We start from the raw sequence: 19,385 nt of genomic DNA, 5'->3' as shown, positions 1-19,385 counted from the left end.
ACAGGAAATATTTCAATCATCCTCGGAAGTGGGGGCGGCCTTGCGCACCTTCTTCAGCTCCGTGCCGCTCGCCTTCTTTAACTTACCCGCGTCCAATGCCCATCGGAAGTTCTCCAGTTCCGTTTTGGCTATGAGCACTTTATCTCCAGCCTTATAACTGACTCCTGAGGTCCATTCCTTGAAGTTGGAAACGGCCTTGTAAATATCGGCCACCTCCACACCTTGGGCGAACTTCTCCCTTCCCTTCATCTCTGAATAGGTGCCGTTGAACACGTACAACTTGCCGTCCCGCAGTTCCCCCACCTTATTGCACACCGCATCCAGCATGTAACGGTCGTGGGTAACGAGGATCATTGAGCCCGTGTACTCGCGGAGCGCCTGCTCCACCGCCTCCTTGCTTGGAATGTCCAAATAGTTGGAAGGTTCGTCCAGAATGAGCAGGTTCTTGTGCTGGGCCAGTAGGATCGCCAATGCCAATCGCGCCCTCTCCCCCCCGGACAGAGTGCTGATCGGCCGTTCCACGTCCTTGCCGATCAGGTTCAACCGGGCCAATATTGCCCGGGCCTCGATGGCCTGCTGTCCCAAGGTCTTCTTCATCTGCTGTTCGGCGGTAAATTCCGGGTCCAGCAGTTCATGTTCCTGGGCGTAGTATCCCACCTTGACACCCGGCGACACGTACAGCTCGCCCAGGTAAGGCAGCTTGGACTGCAGTGCCTTCATCAGCGTGGTCTTCCCGGACCCGTTGGGACCGAATATTCCCAGCTTGTTCCCCTTTTCCAGCTCCAGGTTCAGCTTGTCCAGGACCTTCCTGTTCCCTCTGGCCACCTCCAGGTCCTTGGCGATGATTACGTTCTTACCGGATTTTCCCAGGGCGTAGATGCGCACCTGGAGGTCCGCTTCCTGAGGGGGCGGTTCAGGCACCTCGATGCGATCGGCCATCTTCTCCCTGGTCTTGTGTATCGATTTGTACTTGTACTTGTTATGAAGCTCCTCGGCGATGCGTTCCTGGCGCCCCTTCTCCCTGACCGCCTTATCGTGTGCCTGCATGAGGCGCTCCCGGTCCAGGGCCTTCTTCTCCATGAACAGTGAATAATTGCCGGAGTAATGGGTCAGCTTACCGTTCTCCAGTTCTATGATGCGAGTGGCGACATTGTCCAGGAAGTATCGGTCGTGAGATATGATGATGACCGCACCTTTCAGCTTTAGAAGCTGGTCCTCCAACCATTCCACGGTCTCGATGTCCAGATGGCTAGTGGGTTCGTCCAGGAATATCAGGTCGGACTGCTCTGCCAGAGCCAGTGTCCGCGAGAGCATGACCTTGGTGCGTTCTCCCCCGCTTAGTTCGCCCATCATCCCCTTGGACTTTTCCTCGAGCCCGAAGCCTTCCAGAATGTCCATGGCCTTGCCCTTGGTCCTCTGCGGTGAAAGCCTCGCCAGCTCCTCTTGTATTACGGCATATTCATGAGAGATGGAATTCCAATCCGTATCGGAATCCCCGCCCGATGCCATGATAGCGTCTATCTCCTCCGCCCGCTTGCGCAGGGGAGACTCCTCCTCCCTCAGCACCGCCACCGTTGAATCTATGGTAGCGGAATGATCGACTTCCACGAATTGGGAGAGCTGGCATATCTTGTTGGTCCTTAATGAAAGGGTACCTACATCGGGCTTTAGCTGCCCCATTAGAAGCTTGATGAGGGTGGTCTTGCCGGCGCCGTTGCGACCTACGAGGCCTATGCGATCTCCGAGCTCGATCTGGATATCGACCTCCTTGAGGACCTCCTTAGGACCGAATGCCTTGCCCACCCCTTCCGCCTTGAGGAGCATGCCAAGGCTATCGTCCCTTTGACTTTATGGTTTTCCCTCATAGAGTGATCATCATGTCATCCTTTGACACCGTCAATTTTCCCGGATAGCGTAGTTCGATGTCCTCGCGGTCCGCGAGGGTGGGATATTTGAAGGCATCGAAGTGAGTGAGCACCAACCGCTTTGCTCCGGACTCCTCCTTTATGTGGAGGGCGTCCTCCGGTGTGAGATGTGGCCAGAGGTCGCTGCTCTCTCCGGTACGGAAGGCGCTCTCCGTGATCAGCAGATCGACGTTCCTGGCGAGCTCGATGGTGTTCTTACAGGGACCCGTATCGGTACAGAAGGCGATGGACCTCCCGTCCAGTTCCAAACGGTAGCCTAGGCAGGGTGTTGAGTGGAAAAGAAGGCGGGAATGAAAGGTGAATGGACGGTCATGCATCCCTTCCTTTACTTCCAACGTCTCGATGTTGTAAGGCAGCAGCCCCATCGGGACGGTGTATGGCTCTCGTAAAAGTTCGTGAAGCGCATCGTAGGTGCCGATGAGGCCCACCATGGTAACCTTGTTCTTGAAACGGAATCGGACCAGTTGGTGCAGTCCGATCAGGTGGTCCAGATGATGATGCGAGAGCATGATGACCGTGGGTTTGGAAAGGTCCGCGTAACGGTCCAGCTTATGCAGCCCGCCCCCGGCGTCAAGGACCACGTTGAAATCTTTGCTACGTATCAATATGCTCAGGGTGTTCCCCGTGTCCGTATCATACCAGCCGTTTGTCCCCATGAATATGATGTCCACTTGACCACCGCTAATGCTATGTCGGTCAAGGGCATAAGAATCATTCGGCAGAGGAACGGCAAAGTTATTATGAGACCAGGTGCCCTTCACGGGGTGATGATCGATGATGCTGCAGTTCTATTAACACAGATTCTGGAAGAGCTCAGGCTGCAGAACCAGTATCTTTACGACATTCGCACGCGGGTAAATGCTCTGGAAAATTCGTTGAAAAGCGAGAGCTGTGGCGTGGTCAAGGTTATCGAGAGCTTGCCTTCAAAGGGGGTCTGAACATGTCTAATGAGGGAAGGCTCGCCATAGTAGGATGCCCGGTACTGGAGGATGAGATCGTCTATCTCCTTTCGAAGGACGCGGGACTTGAGGATATCTTCGTGGTGGAGGACGACCATTCCCGTAATCTGTTGCGGAAACTTTGCCCGGTCAGATCTGGGGTCCAGCGGATCAAGGAGACGGATGTCGATGACCTGCCGGCAAGCAAGGGGCGATCGGTCCTCGTATGGATGAAGTCCATGGGACTTCATGAGGAGCCGAAGGAACTGGGGGCGGAAGTGGCACGGGCAGTAAAGAGATTGGACGGAAAATGTTCGGTCGTCCTTCTGTTCTACGGCCTCTGCGGCAACGCCTTCAAGGACATGAACCTGCTCTTTGAAGGGGTCGACACACCCGTGGTCATCCTGACAGACAATGAAGGGAAGACCGTAGATGATTGCATCGCCGTCCCACTGGGCGGTACGGAAGGCTACCTACGTTTGCTGAAGCGCTATGCGGGCGTCTTCTACATGACACCAGCCTGGGCCGAGAACTGGCCCGATCTGATCGATAAGATGGATTTTACCAGGGGCACTGAGATGGGTAATCTGGACATGCTGAAGATGCTCTTTGAGATGGCTGGATACTGCAAAGTGCTGCGAATTGATACCGGCCTTGGTGACAGGGAGAACTTTCACGATAATGTGCGGAAGTTCAGCAAGGAGTTCGAATTCCAAGAGCTGGATTTGGAGACGGACCTGGTCTCCACCAAGGTCAGCGATGACGCATATCAAAAGTGCTTGGAACTGATCGAGAACGGCAATGAATGATCGATGTGCCGGCTTCAACATAAGCTAAAGCGATCTTGGTAGTTTTGGGATCGATCAAGGCCACAGGATGCGATCACGAACCAAATGGCTTTGTCTGCGGGATGCTGTAAAACCCAACATCGAACGGTCAATAAGATCGAACAGTCATTGAGAATCGATAATTAAGTAAAAAGGAAGAGGTTTGCAAATTTCTTTTTAGGTTTAGAACCTGTCCTTCGGCTTGTGCTTCTGGAAGCAGTCCCTGCAGTATACAGGTCTGCCCTCGGTTGGTTTAAAAGGGACTTGAGTCTTCGCTCCGCAATCGGAGCAAACTACATCATGCATCTCGCGTGGCCCATCGTTTCTGGGGCGGTTGTATCCGCCCGACCTCTGTCTTCCGTACATTACTAATCTACCTATTGTTGCTGCAAAGATCAGCTGACCCCTGCAACAGAAAAGAAAAGTGATTACTAGTATTTATAATAAATACCTACTAATAACTAAAAGACCAGAAAAAAAGAGGCTCTAATATGACCATCCATTTAACTCGAGACGAGGGTGGATTGACAAGGAAGTTTTATCAAGTTTTAAGTTTCCTTTATTTCTATGAACAAGGTGAACGCCAAGGAACGGCCGTTGACCGATAATTTCGGAAAAACCGTAGGGGACGACCAGAACACCCTGACGGCAGGTAAGAACGGGCCTGCCCTGGTTCAGGACATACATCTGATCGAGAAGCTAGCGCATTTTGACCGGGAACGCATACCAGAGAGGGTCGTACACGCCAAGGGCGCCGGCGCTCACGGATTTTTTGAAGTGACGGCCGACGTGACGAAGTACACCAAGGCCAATTTCCTAAGCAAGGTAGGAAAAAGGACCGAAGTGTTCGTGCGATTCTCGACCGTCGGTGGGGAAAAAGGTTCCGCCGACGCTGAGAGAGATCCAAGAGGGTTCGCGGTTAAGTTCTACACCGAGGATGGCAATTATGACATGGTGGGGAACAACACCCCTGTCTTCTTCATCCGCGACCCGCTCAAATTCCCGGACTTCATCCACACCCAGAAGAGGAATCCTGCGAACAACCTGAAGGACCCGGACATGTTCTGGGACTTTCTGTCCCTAACGCCGGAGTCCGTACATCAAGTGACCATCTTGTTCTCGGACCGCGGCATACCGGCCACCTTCCGCAATATGAACGGTTACACCAGCCATACATACAAATGGTACAACGAGAGAGGGAAATATTTCTGGATCAAGTTACATTTCAAGACCGAGCAGGGCATCAAGAACCTGACGGCCGAAGAGGCAGAAATGGTCAAGGGAAAGGACCCGGACCACGCTACCAGAGACCTGCACGATGCCATCGAACGAGGGGAGTTCCCCTCTTGGAAGGTTGAACTGCAGGTCATGACCCCGGAACAAGCGGAGAAATACCGATTCGACCCATTTGACATTACGAAGGTGTGGCCTCACGGCGATGTCCCGCCAATTACCATCGGCCGGATGGTTTTGAACAAGAACCCTGTGAACTATTTCGCAGAGGTGGAGCAGTCGGCCTTCTCCCCTGCTAATTTCGTACCGGGGATAGACGCCTCCCCAGACAAGCTGCTGCAGGGAAGGCTGTTCTCGTATCATGACACACACCGTCACCGGCTTGGGGCGAACTACCATCTAATTCCGGTGAACTCTGCAAAAGCCGCGGTGGTGGAAAATTATCAGAGGGATGGACCGATGCGCACGGACGATAATGGAGGCGGCGGTCCGAACTATTATCCCAATAGTTTCAAGGGACCACAGCCCAACATGGCCTTTGCGGAACCGCCCTTCGAACTCGAGGGAGAGGCGGCGCGGCGACCTTACGATCACCCCAACTCCGATTTCGTCCAACCTGGGGATCTGTACTCCAAGGTCATGACCGAGGACGAGAGAAAACGTCTGGTGAGCAACATCGTCGGTCATCTTGGCGGTGCGAAGAAGCGCATACAATACAGGCAGACAGCCATATTCTACAAGGCGGACGCCGATTACGGCAAACGCGTAGCCAAGGGATTGAAGTTGGAACTGAAGAAGGTAAAAGAGCTGGCCGAAATGAGCCAGGAGGAAAGGGTAGTGGCCACCGAAGAAGGAGGAAAATTATAACCATTTTTCCAAGATCTTGAATGGGGTGATCAGGGGATCGATCCAGCCATCTCTACCGATTGGTCCGAAGCCCGACCCATCCATCTACTTAATTTTTCAAAACCTTATTTGATGGATGAAAGGGATGTGCCTGCACTAAGGTTCCCCTACCGATCGATCTTATGTTCACCCCGGCCCTGTCAATTTGTTAGATCGGGGGTCCGCTTATATTTACAGTTAAAGTGCAAATTCACTGACCGATCTTCTATCGAACGATCGATCTTTTAAGTGAGCACCAGGAACTTATTTCGTAGAAATACTGCGAATAAGTGATCTGTGGGGATAGCTTTCATTCGGCATCTGATCTGACCCTGACCTCTGATCGTCAATTGAAAACGAGGATAAAATATTATTATTTGAGTTTTGCAAGCAATAGATTTTATATTTTAATGTACAAATGAAATATAATTATATTTATAAATTATTTTTTTTATATGATTAATTTGTTTCGTTATTAATTTTATTAATTTTTTGATTGTCCACATTGTAATATTATTAAATATTATTATTATTTAATACAGTATAATATTTTTATACAGAAGGTATTTAAATGATAAGTTATTTCATAGAATTGACTTGAAAAATAAGAATTTGATAGTATTATTACTAATAAATTGGTGTTACTTTGAATAGTGGTGATGTTGAAATTGTAAGGCGCCCTGGTGAATCAAAACTGACGTCCTCTAAGAGAATAAAGAAGATAAAACGAAGAATAACTGAAACCGAGAATCATCTCGATCGGTCCTTGAACGACCTCATATCTCCATTGAGCAACTCGATAGGAGAGTTCTTGATCGGCTTGAACCTGGGCAGTAAAGTCGCCGTTTTACAAACAACAGGGATGGATGAAGGATCGGGAGAAGATAAGATAGTGGTCAAAGGGCTTTCAAAAATTTTCAATGCCCATCATCCCGAGAAAATATTGTCTTTGTTAAAACAGGGGATGGGCAAAGAGGATATACTGAGCGAAACAGGAGCGACCGTGGGTCTATATGACATCGATTTCTCTGTTAAGAAAGGAGAGCTTTTCGTCCTTATGGGTCTGTCCGGAAGCGGAAAATCGACCCTGGAACGATGCATCAACCGTCTTATCGAACCTACCAGCGGCCAGATCCTCATTGATGGTGCGGATGTCCTAAAGATGACCTCCGACGAGCTTCGCTATTTCCGTAAGATCAAGATAAGCATGGTTTTCCAGAACTTTGCCCTGCTTCCCAACAAGACGGTCCTGGACAACGTAGTGTTCGGCCTAGAGGTGCAAGGCATCCCTAAGGACGAAAGATATGAAGCTGGTATGCGTGTGATCGAACTTGTAGGCCTGAAAGGCTACGAGAGCATGAAACCGGCAGAACTCAGTGGGGGCATGAAACAGAGAGTGGGATTGGCACGAGCTTTGGCCACGGACACTGACATAATACTCATGGACGAGGCCTTCAGCGCTTTGGACCCTCTGATCAGAAGGGACATGCAGGACGAACTGCTGGAAATACAGGGGCGCATGCACAAGACCATCATATTTGTGACCCACGACCTTGATGAGGCGCTCAGGCTGGGAGATCGCATCGCTTTGATGAACAACGGCCAAATCGTACAGATCGGCACAGCGGAGGAGATCCTGACCAACCCAGCGGACGATTATGTGCTGCGATTCATAGAGGGGGTTGACCGGGGCAAGGTCCTAACCTGTCAGAACATCATGAAGAAGGCGCTGCTCACAGTGACCGTCGGCCAAGGACTAAGGACGGCGCTGGTGCTTATGAAAGATGCCAGCCTCTCCACGATACCGGTGGTAGACCGATCCAATGTATTCCAAGGATTGTTGGATGCTGATGATGCCCTCAGGGGTATCAAAGAGGGGAAGACGAAGATCATGGAGGTTGCCAATATTGACATACAGACCGTGCTCCCTGATACCGCGGTCGAATTTTTGATACCCATCCTGATAGTCACTAATTATCCGATCCCGGTCTTGAACGAGGAACGGAAGTTGAAAGGGCTCATAGTCCCGGGTATGGTCATATCCGCTTTGAACGCCACCGGGGGTGTTAATTGATGGTGGATCAAATACCATGGGGACAATGGGCCGAGGGTCTTGTCGATGTCGTCAAGGATAACTTTGACCCGGTGTTGGACCTGGTGCACGATTCGTTGAGCGGCATGGTGGACTTAACCTTGGCCGTGATGACCGCATTGCCGGACCTGGCCATGATATTGGTCATCGGGATCATCGCGCTGTTATTGACAAGGAAGATACTGCTCAGCATCTCGATCGGTCTGGCCTTACTGATCATATGGAACATGGGCCTTTGGGACCTGTCCATGCTGACCCTGACCTTGGTCATTGTGTCAGCTTTGATATCGTTTTTATTTGGAATACCCCTTGGAATAATTGCGGCGAAGAACGATCGTCTCAATTCGTTCATGCGGGTCATCCTGGATTTCATGCAGACCATGCCCTCCTTCGTATATCTGATACCGGTGGTCATCCTTTTCCGACTTGGAAACGTGCCAGGCATTATTGCCACGGTCATCTTCGCCATACCGCCAGTGGTCCGCTTCACCGATCTGGGCATCAGGGAAGTGGCCAAGGAACTGCGCGAAGTGGCTGATTCGTTCGGAACGACCTGGACACAAAAATTGTTCAAGGTGGAGCTGCCCATGGCCAAACCGACCATAATGGCCGGAATTAACCAGTGCATAATGCTCTCGCTGTCAATGGTGGTCATCGCCTCGATGATCGGGGCGGCTGGTCTGGGAAGGAACGTCCTGATAGCCATCCAAAGGGTGGACGTCGCTCTGGGATTCGAGGCTGGATTGGCGGTGGTGATCATCGCCATAATATTGGACCGTATCACACAGGGGATGGGGTCAAAACGATGATGATTTCTCGTTTCATAGGACCTGGAACCACAAGGCTGGTCCAGAGAAATAGGTAGGTGAATAATATATGGAAGCAAAGCAGAAGAAAATGCTAATCGGGGTTATCGCCATAGTGGCGATATTGATCATTGCCGCTGTCGCAGTATTGGCAATGACCCCCGCAGATGAAGAGAAACAGAGTATCAAGTTCGGATACGTTCTTTGGGACGGAGAGATAGCCTCCACCAATGTCATGACCTTGGTCCTGGAAGAAGCAGGGTATGATGTGGAAATGATCAACACTGACGCTGGGATCATGTATCAATCCTTGGCTAGCGGAGAACTAGACATCAGCGTGTCGGCATGGTTACCTGCAACCCAGGCTAACTATTGGGACGCCTATGGTGATGACATAGTGGATGTCGGTGTCAACCTAGACGGTTGCAGGATAGGACTGTTAGTCCCTACCTATCTGACCGATGTGAACAGCTTATACGATCTAGCTAACTTTACCACCGAATTCGATTCCCGGATAGTCGGTATCGACCCCGGCGCGGGAATGATGACCAACACCCAGGATGCCATAGATGAGTATGAACTAGAGGGATACGATCTATTAGCCAGCAGCAGCGCTGGTATGTTGGCAGAACTGAGCGCCGCTTATGAGGATAGCGAATACATCGTTGTGACACTTTGGTCGCCCCACTGGGCCTTCGCGGAATGGGATCTCAAGTATCTGACTGACCCCTTAGGTGTCTTCGGCGGTGAAGAATTCGTACACTCCTTGGCCCGTGAGGGATTCCAAACGGATAACCCGGAAGCATACGCCATTCTTGAAAGGTTCAGCTGGACCCAGGATGATATCCAATCCATAATGGCCGACATTCAGAGCGGTACTGACGAAGTCGTAGCCGCACAGACGTGGATCGACGCCAACAGTGCGACAGTGGATTACTGGATCAACGGCTAAGATAGAACTCCTTACCAAACATTTTCCTTTTTATTATTTTTAGTATAGAACAAAATATCCCTTTCGACCATCTCTGATCGGGTTTGGAAATGGGTCGTTCGCTTGATGAAGAAATAATTGCTTGGCTCATGGACGCTGAAAATCCATCGGCCCGTTACCTCACCATGACCGAGCTGCTCGGTAAGGCAGATACGGACGGGGAGGTCATCGAGGCCGGGGAAACGATAATGTCCACTGGCCCCGTCCCAAGAATTCTGGAGAAACAGATGCCGGAAGGCCATTGGGGAGGTATTGACCGTTTCTATCAGGAAAAATACAAAGGGACCGTGTGGAACCTGATCCTATTGGCAGAGCTGAGGGCGGACCCTGGAGATGAGAGAGTGCGGAAGGCCTGCGAATATATACTTCAGGCGTCCCAGCACCGGGATAGCGGAGCATTCTCCTGCCGAGGGGATCTGGAAAAGGGAGGGACATCGAATGGGATCCTGCCCTGCCTCACGGCCAACATGGTATACGCCTTGAGCAGGCTTGGATATATGAATGACGAACGGGTCAAGAAGGGTATATCCTGGATATCGAGATATCAGCGATTCGAAGCACAAGCCCCACCGGGCAAGGAATGGCCATATCGATATGATAGATGCTGGCGCCCTCGCGATTGCCGTTCCGGGGCGGTGAAAGCGGTCAAGGCCTTAGCATTAGTATCGTCAGAGGAGAGGTCCAACGAGATCGCTTCATCGCTTCACAAGGGTTGCGAGTTCATCCTCGAACGATGCCTATGGGGTGATGGAAACGGCCTGGAATCGACTGCCAGGAAGGATTGGTTTCAATTTGGATACCCTCATATGTGGGGGACGGACCTGTTGGAGATCATTAACGTTCTACTTCAGGCGAACATCCGGGACGATCGGATGGACGAGGCGATTCGATTCATCGCATCGAAACGGAACGAAAAGGGCAAATGGTTGCAGGAAGGTCGGTTCAGCAACCGCCTCATCACCAGATTGGAAAAGAAGGGGAGCGAGAGCCGTTTTATCACCATCGAAGCGATCAAGGCGATTATGAAATATGATATGAGCTGACCATATCGTAGAAAAAATATGGTGGACACGGGGGGATTCGTGAACTCAAAAATGACTGGACATGCATGATTTTGCCCCCCTTTATAGGAGAATCTTATCTTTGAGGAAAAGAAACCAAACTCAAACCTCTTTCTCCTGTTTTCTTTCTTCGACACTTGACGTTTCCGATCACGCATATGTATAAAGGGAAGACAACACCCCTTTTTTTATTGGGATGGGGGAAAGGAGGTAATCAAATGTTAGTGATGCAGGTAGCGAAACACAACCCTGAATCTTGTCCTACATATGTGGAAAAATACAGAGCGGTAACGCTTAAATGGTTCGAGACAGCGGAGACAAATTGCAGTAAATTTGGTGTGAAGATGATCGGATTTTGGAATGACCACCCAACACACATGGTCTATATGTTGTTCGATACACCGAGCATGGACGCACTGATGGGATTGATGATGACACCAGAGAGTCAGGCGATGATGTCATTCCAAACGATCAAGACCCTCCCTGTTTTCGACTTTAAACAGACTTGGAATATGATCAAGGGCGCGAAGTAAAATCGATTATTAGATGGGTCGATCCTCATAATGCTCGACCCATTTTCTTTAAACCGTGATTAACCGCCCTTAATACCGAATGATATACCGGAAATAATACCACTCTGATACCAGAGTATACCAGGTGACTTTTTTCTGAAAAAATGGAACAAATGCGAGGTTAGCCAGATGAAAAAATGGACACTGGGGGATTTGAACCCCCGGCCTCTGCCTTGCGAAGGCAGCGATCTTTAACGGCGTCGGATAGACGCATCCGCTGATCTAAGTGCCCCTGTGAGACTCAGGAATCGAAACCATGTTTATAATGTTTTGTAGGTCACGAACGTGCATTATACTGGCCTAGACCATCAAAAAGGTTCGATGCATTGAGAGGACCGCCCTACTTTGACATGCATATCACCCTGCATCGATCGACAACAAATCGAACAATGGCTAGCTTCGATGAATTCGAAATGGTCCGGTCTGCAAGACCACGTATCGACCTGTCACCGACCATCGAGATCATCAAACCACAAGGTGAGTGCCGAAACCCTGACCATCGGTTCTGAACTCGTGAGCGTTTAGAAAATTATATGGAGCATTATCTCAATGGTGTTAAGACAAGGAACTGATGATGATGATGGAAAAAACAAACGGCGGAATCAAGGTGGATGGCTATTACCGCTGGATCACTGTCAATAATGTACGATATGAAACAGACATCATAATTCATACGGATGGAACGGTGAGCGAAAGGGACGAGACCGCTTCAATGGATTTCAAGGGTGATTACTTTCACGTCCCCCTCTCAGAACGTGAACTTCATTTCCTTTCGGAAGAAAGACCTGAAAAGGTCATAATAGGGTCCGGTTTCAAGGGCATGCTCCCCCTGACCCCCAACGCCAAGGTGATTCTGCGAGAATATGGATACGTCGCCCGGATCACCACGGACGCCATTCAACTGGTAAATGATGAGAGATCCAAGTTCGTGGCCATCATGCACATCAAATGCTGATGCCATCACTGGTGGAACCGCTAACTTTCGATCGTCCGTTCGGCCGATGGCGAGCTAGTGGTATCAACCTAGTAACTTCTTGGCCTTGGTCATCACATCATCGGTCATCTGAGGCGCGAACCCCAGGTAGTTGACCGGGTCCATGATCGCTGCCAGCTCCACCTTGGTGAAGTGCTTCTTGACCAGCGGGTCCTGCAGTAATGCCTTCTGAAGGTCCCAGCCCTTGTCCTCGGCGATCATGCTTCGGGAGCGTACGATCTCATGGGCGTCCTGCCGGCCGATGCCTTTGGACGTCAACGCCATCATCACCGGTTCGGCCATTATCAAGCCCTTGGCGGCGTTGATGTTCCTCAGCATGTTATCCTTGTTTATTGTGAGCCCGCAGAAAACCGTCTCCATCTTCGCCAATACGTCGTCCGTGAGGATCATGACATGAGGGATGATGAACCTCTCAGCGGAGGAATTGCTAAGGTCCCTCTCGTGCCATAGCACCATGTTCTCGAACGTGGGGGTGACGAAACCGCGCACTATGCGGCTGAGCCCGCAGACGTTCTCCGATGTTATGGGGTTGCGTTTGTGAGCCATGGTGGAACTTCCCACCTGTTTCTTGGAGTCGAAGGATTCGGCGACCTCGGCGATCTCCGAGCGCTGCAGGTTACGCACCTCCGTCGCATATCTTTCGCACGAAGTGCTTATGTTAGCCATCAAGCAGACCATTTCCGTGTAACGGTCCCGGCAGACCACCTGGGTGGCCGCTTCCTCATACCCCAGCCCGAGGTCCTTCATCATGATCGCTTGCACATCACGAGCCTTCGGACCCAATGCGGCCGCGGTACCTATCGCTCCAGAAAGTTTGCCAACGCATACCCTCTTGCGACATTCTCGAAGACGCTCGATATGCCTCATGACCTCGGAGGCGTAACCGGCCACCTTGAACCCATAGGTGGTAGGAATGGCGTTCTGACCGTGAGTTCGTCCCATGCACATGGTGTCGCGGTGCTCCTCTGCTACCTTGATAAGGGTCGAGAGAAGTGACCGAAGGTTCTCCTCGATTATGTCCAAACCTGCTTTCAGCTGCAGGGCGGTCGTAGTATCGATGATATCATTGGATGTCGCCCCCAGATGAACGTAATTTCCAGCCTCGCCACACTTCTCGGATAACGCCTTGACAACGGCCATGACATCGTGCTTGGTCTCGTTCTCGATCTCGTACACCCTCTCCCGGGTGACGATGGATATTGAGGCCCGAGATGTGATCTCCCTGGCAGCGGAACGGGGAACGTTCCCCACCTTGGCGTGCGCTCTGGCCAAAGCCGCTTCGACCTTGAGCTGAAGGTCGATCCTTTGGTCCTCGGAGAATATCGTCTTCATCTCCTTACGGCCATATCGGAAATCTAAAGGACAGATCAACATTTGCAGCACCAATTATTGAATAGGATTCTGCAATGATATTCCTCGCATATAAGCTTACTATCATCGTGGATGTTTGTGCTCTTTGATAACCAGGCGAATAGCATTAATATCCCTCGATGGAATTATTCGCCAGGTGTGACGTGAACAAGAAGAGCCTCGGAACAATACCTTGTGAAATAATAGATTTCCTTCTTTCGCCGGGCGGACACTCGCTTTTGATCAAGGGCGAGGCAGGTACTGGCAAGACCACTTTGGCTCTACAGTTGATCGAGGTTCTTTCAGACCAGCAGCCGGAGTATTATCTATCCACCCGAGTATCGGATGTCGCTCTGTACAATCAATTCCCTTGGTTGAAAGAAAGGGTACGCAATAATCAGCTGCTAAGAGCTGGCATGGCATTCATGCGGCGCTCCTGGATAAAAGAGGGTGAACGAAAGGTAAAGCCCACAGAGGATGTGGAGAACGAAGTGGAAGTAGACCGTCGAGAGCTCAATCGATTGGAGGGGCAGATCGAGGCCGGTGAACTGGGCCTAGAGGACGAGGACTCGTCCTCCATGCACCTGGACGGGTCCATCGTGGTCGAGCTCGGTTCGCTATTACCCGAATTGGAAATGGCCTACGATATTGTAGAGAGCAATTTACCCAAGATGACCTTGGTGGTGCTGGATTCAGTGGAGGCTTTGGCCGAGAATTATGGTATCCCGTCGAACCGCATTGTCAACGCTTTACAGAAGGACCTGGTGGAGAAGGCCGGTACCAACATCATCTTCGTCATGGAGACAGTGGAACGGAGCCACCTTGACTATCTGGGTGATGGTGTGATCAACCTGCGCAACATAGTGCTTGGAGATCACCGGGTGCGAACGATAGATATCGAGAAATTGCGTGGCTCGGTCATCCGAAATTGGAGATACCTTTTCACATTGGATGGTGGGAGGGTAAGGGTCATGGACCGCAACCTGGACCTGTCCACCATAAAGCTCGACCGTTCGGACAAGGGAGGATTGGCCAAAGGGCGCAGTTCTTTCGGATGGTCCGAGCTGGACCGTCTTTTCGGGGGCGCCCCTCTAGGCTCGTTGACCCTGCTCGAAGTAGGAGCGGGAGTTCCCATGGACCTCCTAGAACGCATGGAACTGGCCTTGGTCTCGGAGCAGCTAAATCACGGTCGGTGCGTCATCTGGTACCCCCAGAGGACCCTGGACCACCGAGAGATACCTTCAATAATAGCTCAGGCGGGAGGACCTTCCGCCCTGAACGGGCTTCATATATTGGATGCCAGTGACATAGTGGACGAAACGAATTCCTTCGTAAAGAAGGTGGAAGGGGAGAACTTGGCAAATGACCTTCGATGGGATTCGTTGAAATTCCTGATGAAGGGTGCGAAGGAACCGTGCGCCTCGATCATCGGCCTGGACGCCTTGGAATCGGTGTACGGTACAAATGTGGTGCCGAAGCTGCTGCAGCATATCGATGCCATGCGGCGTGGTGGACACTTTGTGCTAATAGAAGGAACTGATGGTTCGGAGAACATCGAATCTCTAAGCCATCAAGCCCGCTTACACATACGCTTGGAGAACGTCAACGGTTCGGTGGTCCTCCATGGGATCAAACCGAGCACCGTCTATCATTGCTTAGAGGTGGAAGACGGGGTAACAAGATGGGTCCCTATGCTGTGAGGTTATCATCCATGATATCCAGGTGGCGGAGATTATATGCGCGCCCGATATAACGACAGATATGGAAAGTGGTCCCCGTCCCATCTCGGACCTGGTTGCTGACGAATACGCAGGTCGGATACTGAGCTGCACCTTTTCAGAAGCTAGGTGCGTGCAGGAGATCAGTGCTTTGACCGGGATACCTATCGCCATGGCCTACCGGAGGATGGCCGTGCTGGAGAGCGCCGGACTGGTCAAGTGCCTGCGAATCGAAGATACTTCGAAAGGAAGGCGAATAAAGTATTACCTGTGCCAGGTAGAGATGGTACAGCTGACGTTCCGCAATGGTCACTTCGAAGTGGAGATAGAATGGAAGGACCAGATATCTAAAAAACATATACCAGTGATGACCAGACAGCGGTAAGCGACTAGGCCACAGCATTTTTATCACCATAGGACATTACCTATTCCCGGATGGGAAAGAACGACCTTCTTGGCAGGTCCAAATTATTGACTGATGAGTATGCGGTAAAGATCTTAGTGGCTACGGTCCGAGGCTCCCGCAGTGCTCAACAGATCTCTGAACAGTTCGGGATACCGATAGCTGCCTGTTACCGGCGTATCAGAGATCTAGAGCTGGCTGGATTGATCGTGTGTACAGAGAGAAGGCTCTCTCAGCAGGGACGCCGAGTATCCTTTTATGTATCCATGGTCAAGAGCGCTTCATTGCAATATGATAATGGGAAACTTAGGGTTCGCTTCTCTATGAAGGATGAAGAACCAGTTCAAGAATGGCAGGACGTGGACCTGGGAGAGGAAGAGGACCGGGATATCGACCGCTAACTGCGATACCAGTGTACTGAATTAAATAAACGCTTTATAGAAAAAGTTATAAACAAAATTCAGTATGTCGAGTCCAGGCTTGCGTCTTATTTAATTCAAGTACTGAGTGTGAACGTTAATGACAGAACTTTTGGATGACCTCGAACAGAAGCGTCAATTCAACAATAACGAGGCGGAGAGGCACCGCCGTCTTAGAGACGAATTGAATGAAAAAACCAAAGAATGGGTACAGAAAAGGGATGAACTGAACGGCAAGGTCCGTGAGCTGGTAGACAGCGCGGCCAAGCATCGTGAGACCCGCGATAAGATGAACGAGCAAGTCCGCGCGGCAAAGGACGCCCGCGATAAGTTCAACGAGCAGGTCAGCGAGCTTAACAAGACCGTCATGTCTCTTAAGAAGGACAACCTTCCACGCGATGGACCGCCTGTGTCCAAGCTAAAGAAGGACCTGAAGAGCTTGGAGTTCACCCATATGACCAAGCCCCTGACCAGGGACAAGGAAAAGGAACTTGTAGAGCAGATGAAGTCTCTGCAGAACCAAATCCACGAGAGAGAGAAGTCCCTGGAGGCCAACGACGAGGTCAAGAGCGCCATCAAGGAACTGCGCGATGCCAAGGATAAGGCAGAAGAGCAGCACGGGTTGGTAAGTCAACTGGCAGAAAGCGCCCAGAACGAGCATGACGCCATGATAAAGATATACGAAGAGGCGGACAAGCTGCGTAAGGATGCGGACGAATCCCAGGAGAAGTTCATCGAGACCAAGGGCAAGGCCGATGAAGAGCACCGCAGGCACATCGACCACATACGTCAGGTGCATGATTACGACAAGATCATCACCGGCCTGAGACAGAAAGCTCGCAAGGCTCGCAAGAAAAAGGACGAGAGCGTAGCAATGAAGGAAGCTGAGGACATCTTCGACAAGTTCAAACGCGGAGAAAAGCTCAGCACCGAGGACCTTATGGTCCTACAGAAGAGCGGCTACCTCTGATCTTAAACCCCTTAACATCAAAACTTTTATTTTTACTGGCTACCATTATTTTTTACCTATTTTCTGCATAGCCAGAAAAATGGTAAACTATATATATCGTCGAAAAGATAGTAGTAATCGGGAAGGTCTGGGCTGGTTTTCAGAGTGCATCCCATCCCTTCTGACAGGACTGGTCCTTCCCAAACCCCTTTTTCTTACAGTTCTTGAAAATTGCCCAGGGCAAAGGTTATTTAAGTTCATCTGATTGTCAATATAGGTCGTAAAATGGTATTGGAAGGATTGGGCCAGTCATTGAGGGACGTCCTCAAGAAGGTCGTAAACTCCAGCAACGTCGATGAAAAGCTGGTCAAGGAGGTGTCCAAGGACATTCAGAGGGCTCTCCTTCAGGCCGATGTCAACGTAAAGATGGTCCTGGAGATCACCAAGGAGGTGGAGCGCAGAGCTCTCACTGAGAAACCTCCTGCTGGAAAGAGCTCGAGGGAGCACGTCGTCCGCATCATCTACGAGGAACTGGTCAATATACTGGGCGAACAGCGGACCTTGCCTTTGGGAAAACAGGTCATCATGATGGTCGGCCTCTACGGCCAGGGGAAGACCACCAGCGCAGGCAAGCTGGGCCGTTACTTCCATAAGAAAGGTCTGAAGGTCGGGCTCATCGCCGCAGACGTACACCGACCGGCGGCCTATGATCAGCTGAAGCAGATCGGTGACAAGGTCGGAGTGCCGGTCTACGGTGTTCCCACCGAGAGTTCAGCGGTCAAGATCGTCGACACCGGGATGAAAGAGTTCCAAGCAATGGACGTTATTATCATCGATACTTCGGGCAGGCACGCCTTGGAAGGGGACCTCATCGAGGAGATAAAGGACGTGGCGAACGTTGCCAAGCCCAACGAGCGCATCTTGGTCTTGGACGCAAGCGTTGGACAGCAGGCCGGACCTCAGGCTCAGGCCTTCCATGACGCCGTGGGCGTCACATCGGTCATAATGACCAAGATGGACGGTACGGCCAAGGGTGGCGGTGCCTTGAGCGCGGTCTCGCGCACAAAAGCGCCCATCGTCTTCATCGGCGTCGGTGAGCACTTGGAGGACCTCGACCCGTTCATACCATCACGATTCATCTCACGAATGCTAGGCATGGGGGACCTGCAATCGTTAATGGAGACCGCGAAGGACTCCATTAGTGAGGAGCAGGCGATGGAGACCACCAAGAGGATCATGTCGGGCAAGTTCTCCCTTAGGGAGATGTATGATCAGATGGAGATGCTCACCAGCATGGGGCCCTTGAAGAAGCTTATGGCCATGCTGCCCGGCATGGGAGCCGGACTGGACGAGAAGATCGACATCGAGGAGACCCAGGAACGCCTGAGGCGATACCGCACGATAATGGACTCCATGACCGAGGAGGAGATGGAGAACCCCAAGCTGATCAAGTCATCCCGGGTCATGCGCATCGCCCGTGGCTCAGGTATGGACCCCAAGAACGTACGTGAGCTACTACATCAGTACAATTCATCAAAGAAAGCTGTGAAAGGTTTCATGGGCAACCGCAAGCTGCGAAAACAGCTTATGAAGCAGATGCAGGGCGGTGGGTTCGAGGGTTTGCAATGAGGCGCTTCATCGTCATCGGGCATAAGGCATCGACCGCCGCGGACTTCAAGTTGGATGACCTTGCCGGAGGGGCCGGACGTCTGGACGTTCTATTGCGCTGTGTCAATTCCGCATTCTTCCTGAGCCACGACCTGCGCAAGGACGTGGAGGTCATACTCATTCTACAGGGACCGCCCACCCCCACCCGCACAATACGGCTGGTGGGAAGCGAACTGCGTTACCTGAACCCGGACGAGAGGAGCACCGGAGCGCTCATCAGGAACGCTTTGATGAAGGACACCATTTCTGAGGAACGTAGCACCCCCGGAATTTACGTCAGCTCCCGTTCCTTCCAGGACGTTTTGGGACTGATGGAGCAGGAAACGGAGCTGGTGTACCTCAAGGAGGATGGACAGGACATACGTTTGGCGGAGATCCCTGAGAACGTGACCTTCGTTCTAAGTGACCACATGGACCTGACCCCGGACGAGGAATCGCTGCTCCTGCAGTACCAACCGAAGGTACTGAAGCTCGGTCCGGTGTCCTATCACGCCGATCACTGCATCACCATAGTGAACAACGAGCTGGACCGCCGCTTTATTTGAGCTAAAGTT

Annotated in this window: 19 protein-coding genes and 1 tRNA gene; 15 read left to right on the top strand and 5 right to left on the bottom strand. The window is 51.3% G+C overall.

Going from position 1 to position 19,385, the window contains the following annotated elements; translation table 11 throughout:
• Positions 1–12 precede the first annotated feature (12 nt).
• Both VMW85_06580 and VMW85_06575 read right to left on the bottom strand, forming a co-directional pair.
• Positions 13–1,824, bottom strand: coding sequence for an ABC-F family ATP-binding cassette domain-containing protein (locus tag VMW85_06580; protein HUT27691.1), 1,812 nt, complete (start codon positions 1,822–1,824; stop codon positions 13–15).
• Between the two features lie 37 nt (positions 1,825–1,861).
• Entirely contained in the window at positions 1,862–2,596 is a 735-nt protein-coding gene (locus tag VMW85_06575) for an MBL fold metallo-hydrolase (GenBank protein ID HUT27690.1), read from the bottom strand.
• Between the two features lie 18 nt (positions 2,597–2,614).
• On the opposite strand from VMW85_06575, the gene VMW85_06570 reads away from it, so the two are divergent.
• Positions 2,615–2,863 carry a hypothetical protein gene (locus tag VMW85_06570; GenBank protein ID HUT27689.1) on the top strand — a complete coding sequence of 83 codons (249 nt, stop codon included), beginning with the start codon at positions 2,615–2,617 and terminating at the stop codon, positions 2,861–2,863.
• Between the two features lie 2 nt (positions 2,864–2,865).
• A complete protein-coding gene (locus VMW85_06565; protein HUT27688.1) occupies positions 2,866–3,672 on the top strand; it encodes a DUF1638 domain-containing protein in 807 nt (268 codons plus the stop codon).
• A 201-nt stretch (positions 3,673–3,873) separates the two neighbouring features.
• Here the strand turns inward: VMW85_06565 and VMW85_06560 are convergent, their stop codons facing one another.
• Positions 3,874–3,996, bottom strand: a complete 123-nt coding sequence (locus VMW85_06560) for a CxxC-x17-CxxC domain-containing protein (GenBank protein ID HUT27687.1) — start codon at positions 3,994–3,996, stop codon at positions 3,874–3,876.
• A gap of 261 nt (positions 3,997–4,257) precedes the next feature.
• On the opposite strand from VMW85_06560, the gene VMW85_06555 reads away from it, so the two are divergent.
• The 6 genes from VMW85_06555 (at position 4,258) to VMW85_06530 (ending at position 11,291) form a co-directional block, all read left to right on the top strand.
• The gene (locus VMW85_06555) at positions 4,258–5,790 is read left to right on the top strand and encodes a catalase (GenBank protein HUT27686.1); all 1,533 of its coding nucleotides are present in this window, start codon (positions 4,258–4,260) and stop codon (positions 5,788–5,790) included.
• 784 nt (positions 5,791–6,574) lie between these two features.
• Positions 6,575–7,882 (top strand): glycine betaine/L-proline ABC transporter ATP-binding protein, encoded by a 1,308-nt coding sequence (locus VMW85_06550; protein ID HUT27685.1) that lies wholly within the window; start codon positions 6,575–6,577, stop codon positions 7,880–7,882.
• Positions 7,882–8,709, top strand: coding sequence for a proline/glycine betaine ABC transporter permease (locus VMW85_06545; GenBank protein ID HUT27684.1), 828 nt, complete (start codon positions 7,882–7,884; stop codon positions 8,707–8,709). Before VMW85_06550 ends, VMW85_06545 begins: the two co-directional genes overlap by 1 nt.
• A 67-nt stretch (positions 8,710–8,776) precedes the next feature.
• Positions 8,777–9,658: a glycine betaine ABC transporter substrate-binding protein gene (locus tag VMW85_06540; GenBank protein HUT27683.1), complete on the top strand. Its 882-nt coding sequence runs from the start codon at positions 8,777–8,779 to the stop codon at positions 9,656–9,658.
• A gap of 128 nt (positions 9,659–9,786) precedes the next feature.
• A complete protein-coding gene (locus tag VMW85_06535) occupies positions 9,787–10,740 on the top strand; it encodes a hypothetical protein (protein ID HUT27682.1) in 954 nt (317 codons plus the stop codon).
• Positions 10,741–10,976: 236 nt separating this feature from the next.
• Positions 10,977–11,291 (top strand): hypothetical protein, encoded by a 315-nt coding sequence (locus tag VMW85_06530; GenBank protein ID HUT27681.1) that lies wholly within the window; start codon positions 10,977–10,979, stop codon positions 11,289–11,291.
• Positions 11,292–11,468: 177 nt separating this feature from the next.
• Here the strand turns inward: VMW85_06530 and VMW85_06525 are convergent.
• Positions 11,469–11,562: transfer RNA gene (locus VMW85_06525), tRNA-Ala, on the bottom strand.
• A gap of 339 nt (positions 11,563–11,901) precedes the next feature.
• On the opposite strand from VMW85_06525, the gene VMW85_06520 reads away from it, so the two are divergent.
• Positions 11,902–12,285, top strand: a complete 384-nt coding sequence (locus VMW85_06520) for a hypothetical protein (GenBank protein ID HUT27680.1) — start codon at positions 11,902–11,904, stop codon at positions 12,283–12,285.
• A 63-nt stretch (positions 12,286–12,348) separates the two neighbouring features.
• Here the strand turns inward: VMW85_06520 and purB are convergent, their stop codons facing one another.
• Positions 12,349–13,698 (bottom strand): adenylosuccinate lyase, encoded by a 1,350-nt coding sequence (purB, locus tag VMW85_06515; protein ID HUT27679.1) that lies wholly within the window; start codon positions 13,696–13,698, stop codon positions 12,349–12,351.
• A 140-nt stretch (positions 13,699–13,838) separates the two neighbouring features.
• Between purB and gvpD the strand changes: the two genes are divergently transcribed.
• From gvpD to trmY, 6 genes are all read left to right on the top strand, one after another.
• Positions 13,839–15,374: a gas vesicle protein GvpD P-loop domain-containing protein gene (gvpD, locus tag VMW85_06510; protein HUT27678.1), complete on the top strand. Its 1,536-nt coding sequence runs from the start codon at positions 13,839–13,841 to the stop codon at positions 15,372–15,374.
• 61 nt (positions 15,375–15,435) lie between these two features.
• A complete protein-coding gene (locus VMW85_06505; GenBank protein ID HUT27677.1) occupies positions 15,436–15,777 on the top strand; it encodes a helix-turn-helix domain-containing protein in 342 nt (113 codons plus the stop codon).
• A gap of 50 nt (positions 15,778–15,827) precedes the next feature.
• Complete coding sequence (locus tag VMW85_06500; GenBank protein HUT27676.1) at positions 15,828–16,196, top strand: winged helix-turn-helix domain-containing protein; 369 nt, start codon at positions 15,828–15,830, stop codon at positions 16,194–16,196.
• Between the two features lie 118 nt (positions 16,197–16,314).
• On the top strand, positions 16,315–17,184 hold the full coding sequence (locus VMW85_06495) for a phosphoserine phosphatase (GenBank protein ID HUT27675.1): 870 nt from the start codon (positions 16,315–16,317) through the stop codon (positions 17,182–17,184).
• A gap of 264 nt (positions 17,185–17,448) precedes the next feature.
• On the top strand, positions 17,449–18,792 hold the full coding sequence (locus VMW85_06490; GenBank protein ID HUT27674.1) for a signal recognition particle protein Srp54: 1,344 nt from the start codon (positions 17,449–17,451) through the stop codon (positions 18,790–18,792).
• Positions 18,789–19,376, top strand: a complete 588-nt coding sequence (gene trmY / locus VMW85_06485; GenBank protein ID HUT27673.1) for a tRNA (pseudouridine(54)-N(1))-methyltransferase TrmY — start codon at positions 18,789–18,791, stop codon at positions 19,374–19,376. The genes VMW85_06490 and trmY overlap by 4 nt, the downstream gene beginning before the upstream one ends.
• Positions 19,377–19,385: the final 9 nt, after the last annotated feature.

The sequence above is a fragment of the Methanomassiliicoccales archaeon genome, assembly GCA_035527755.1.
Lineage (GTDB): Archaea > Thermoplasmatota > Thermoplasmata > Methanomassiliicoccales > UBA472 > UBA472.
Note: the sequence above shows the minus strand (reverse complement) of the source record. Positions and strands in the feature narration are given on the sequence as shown.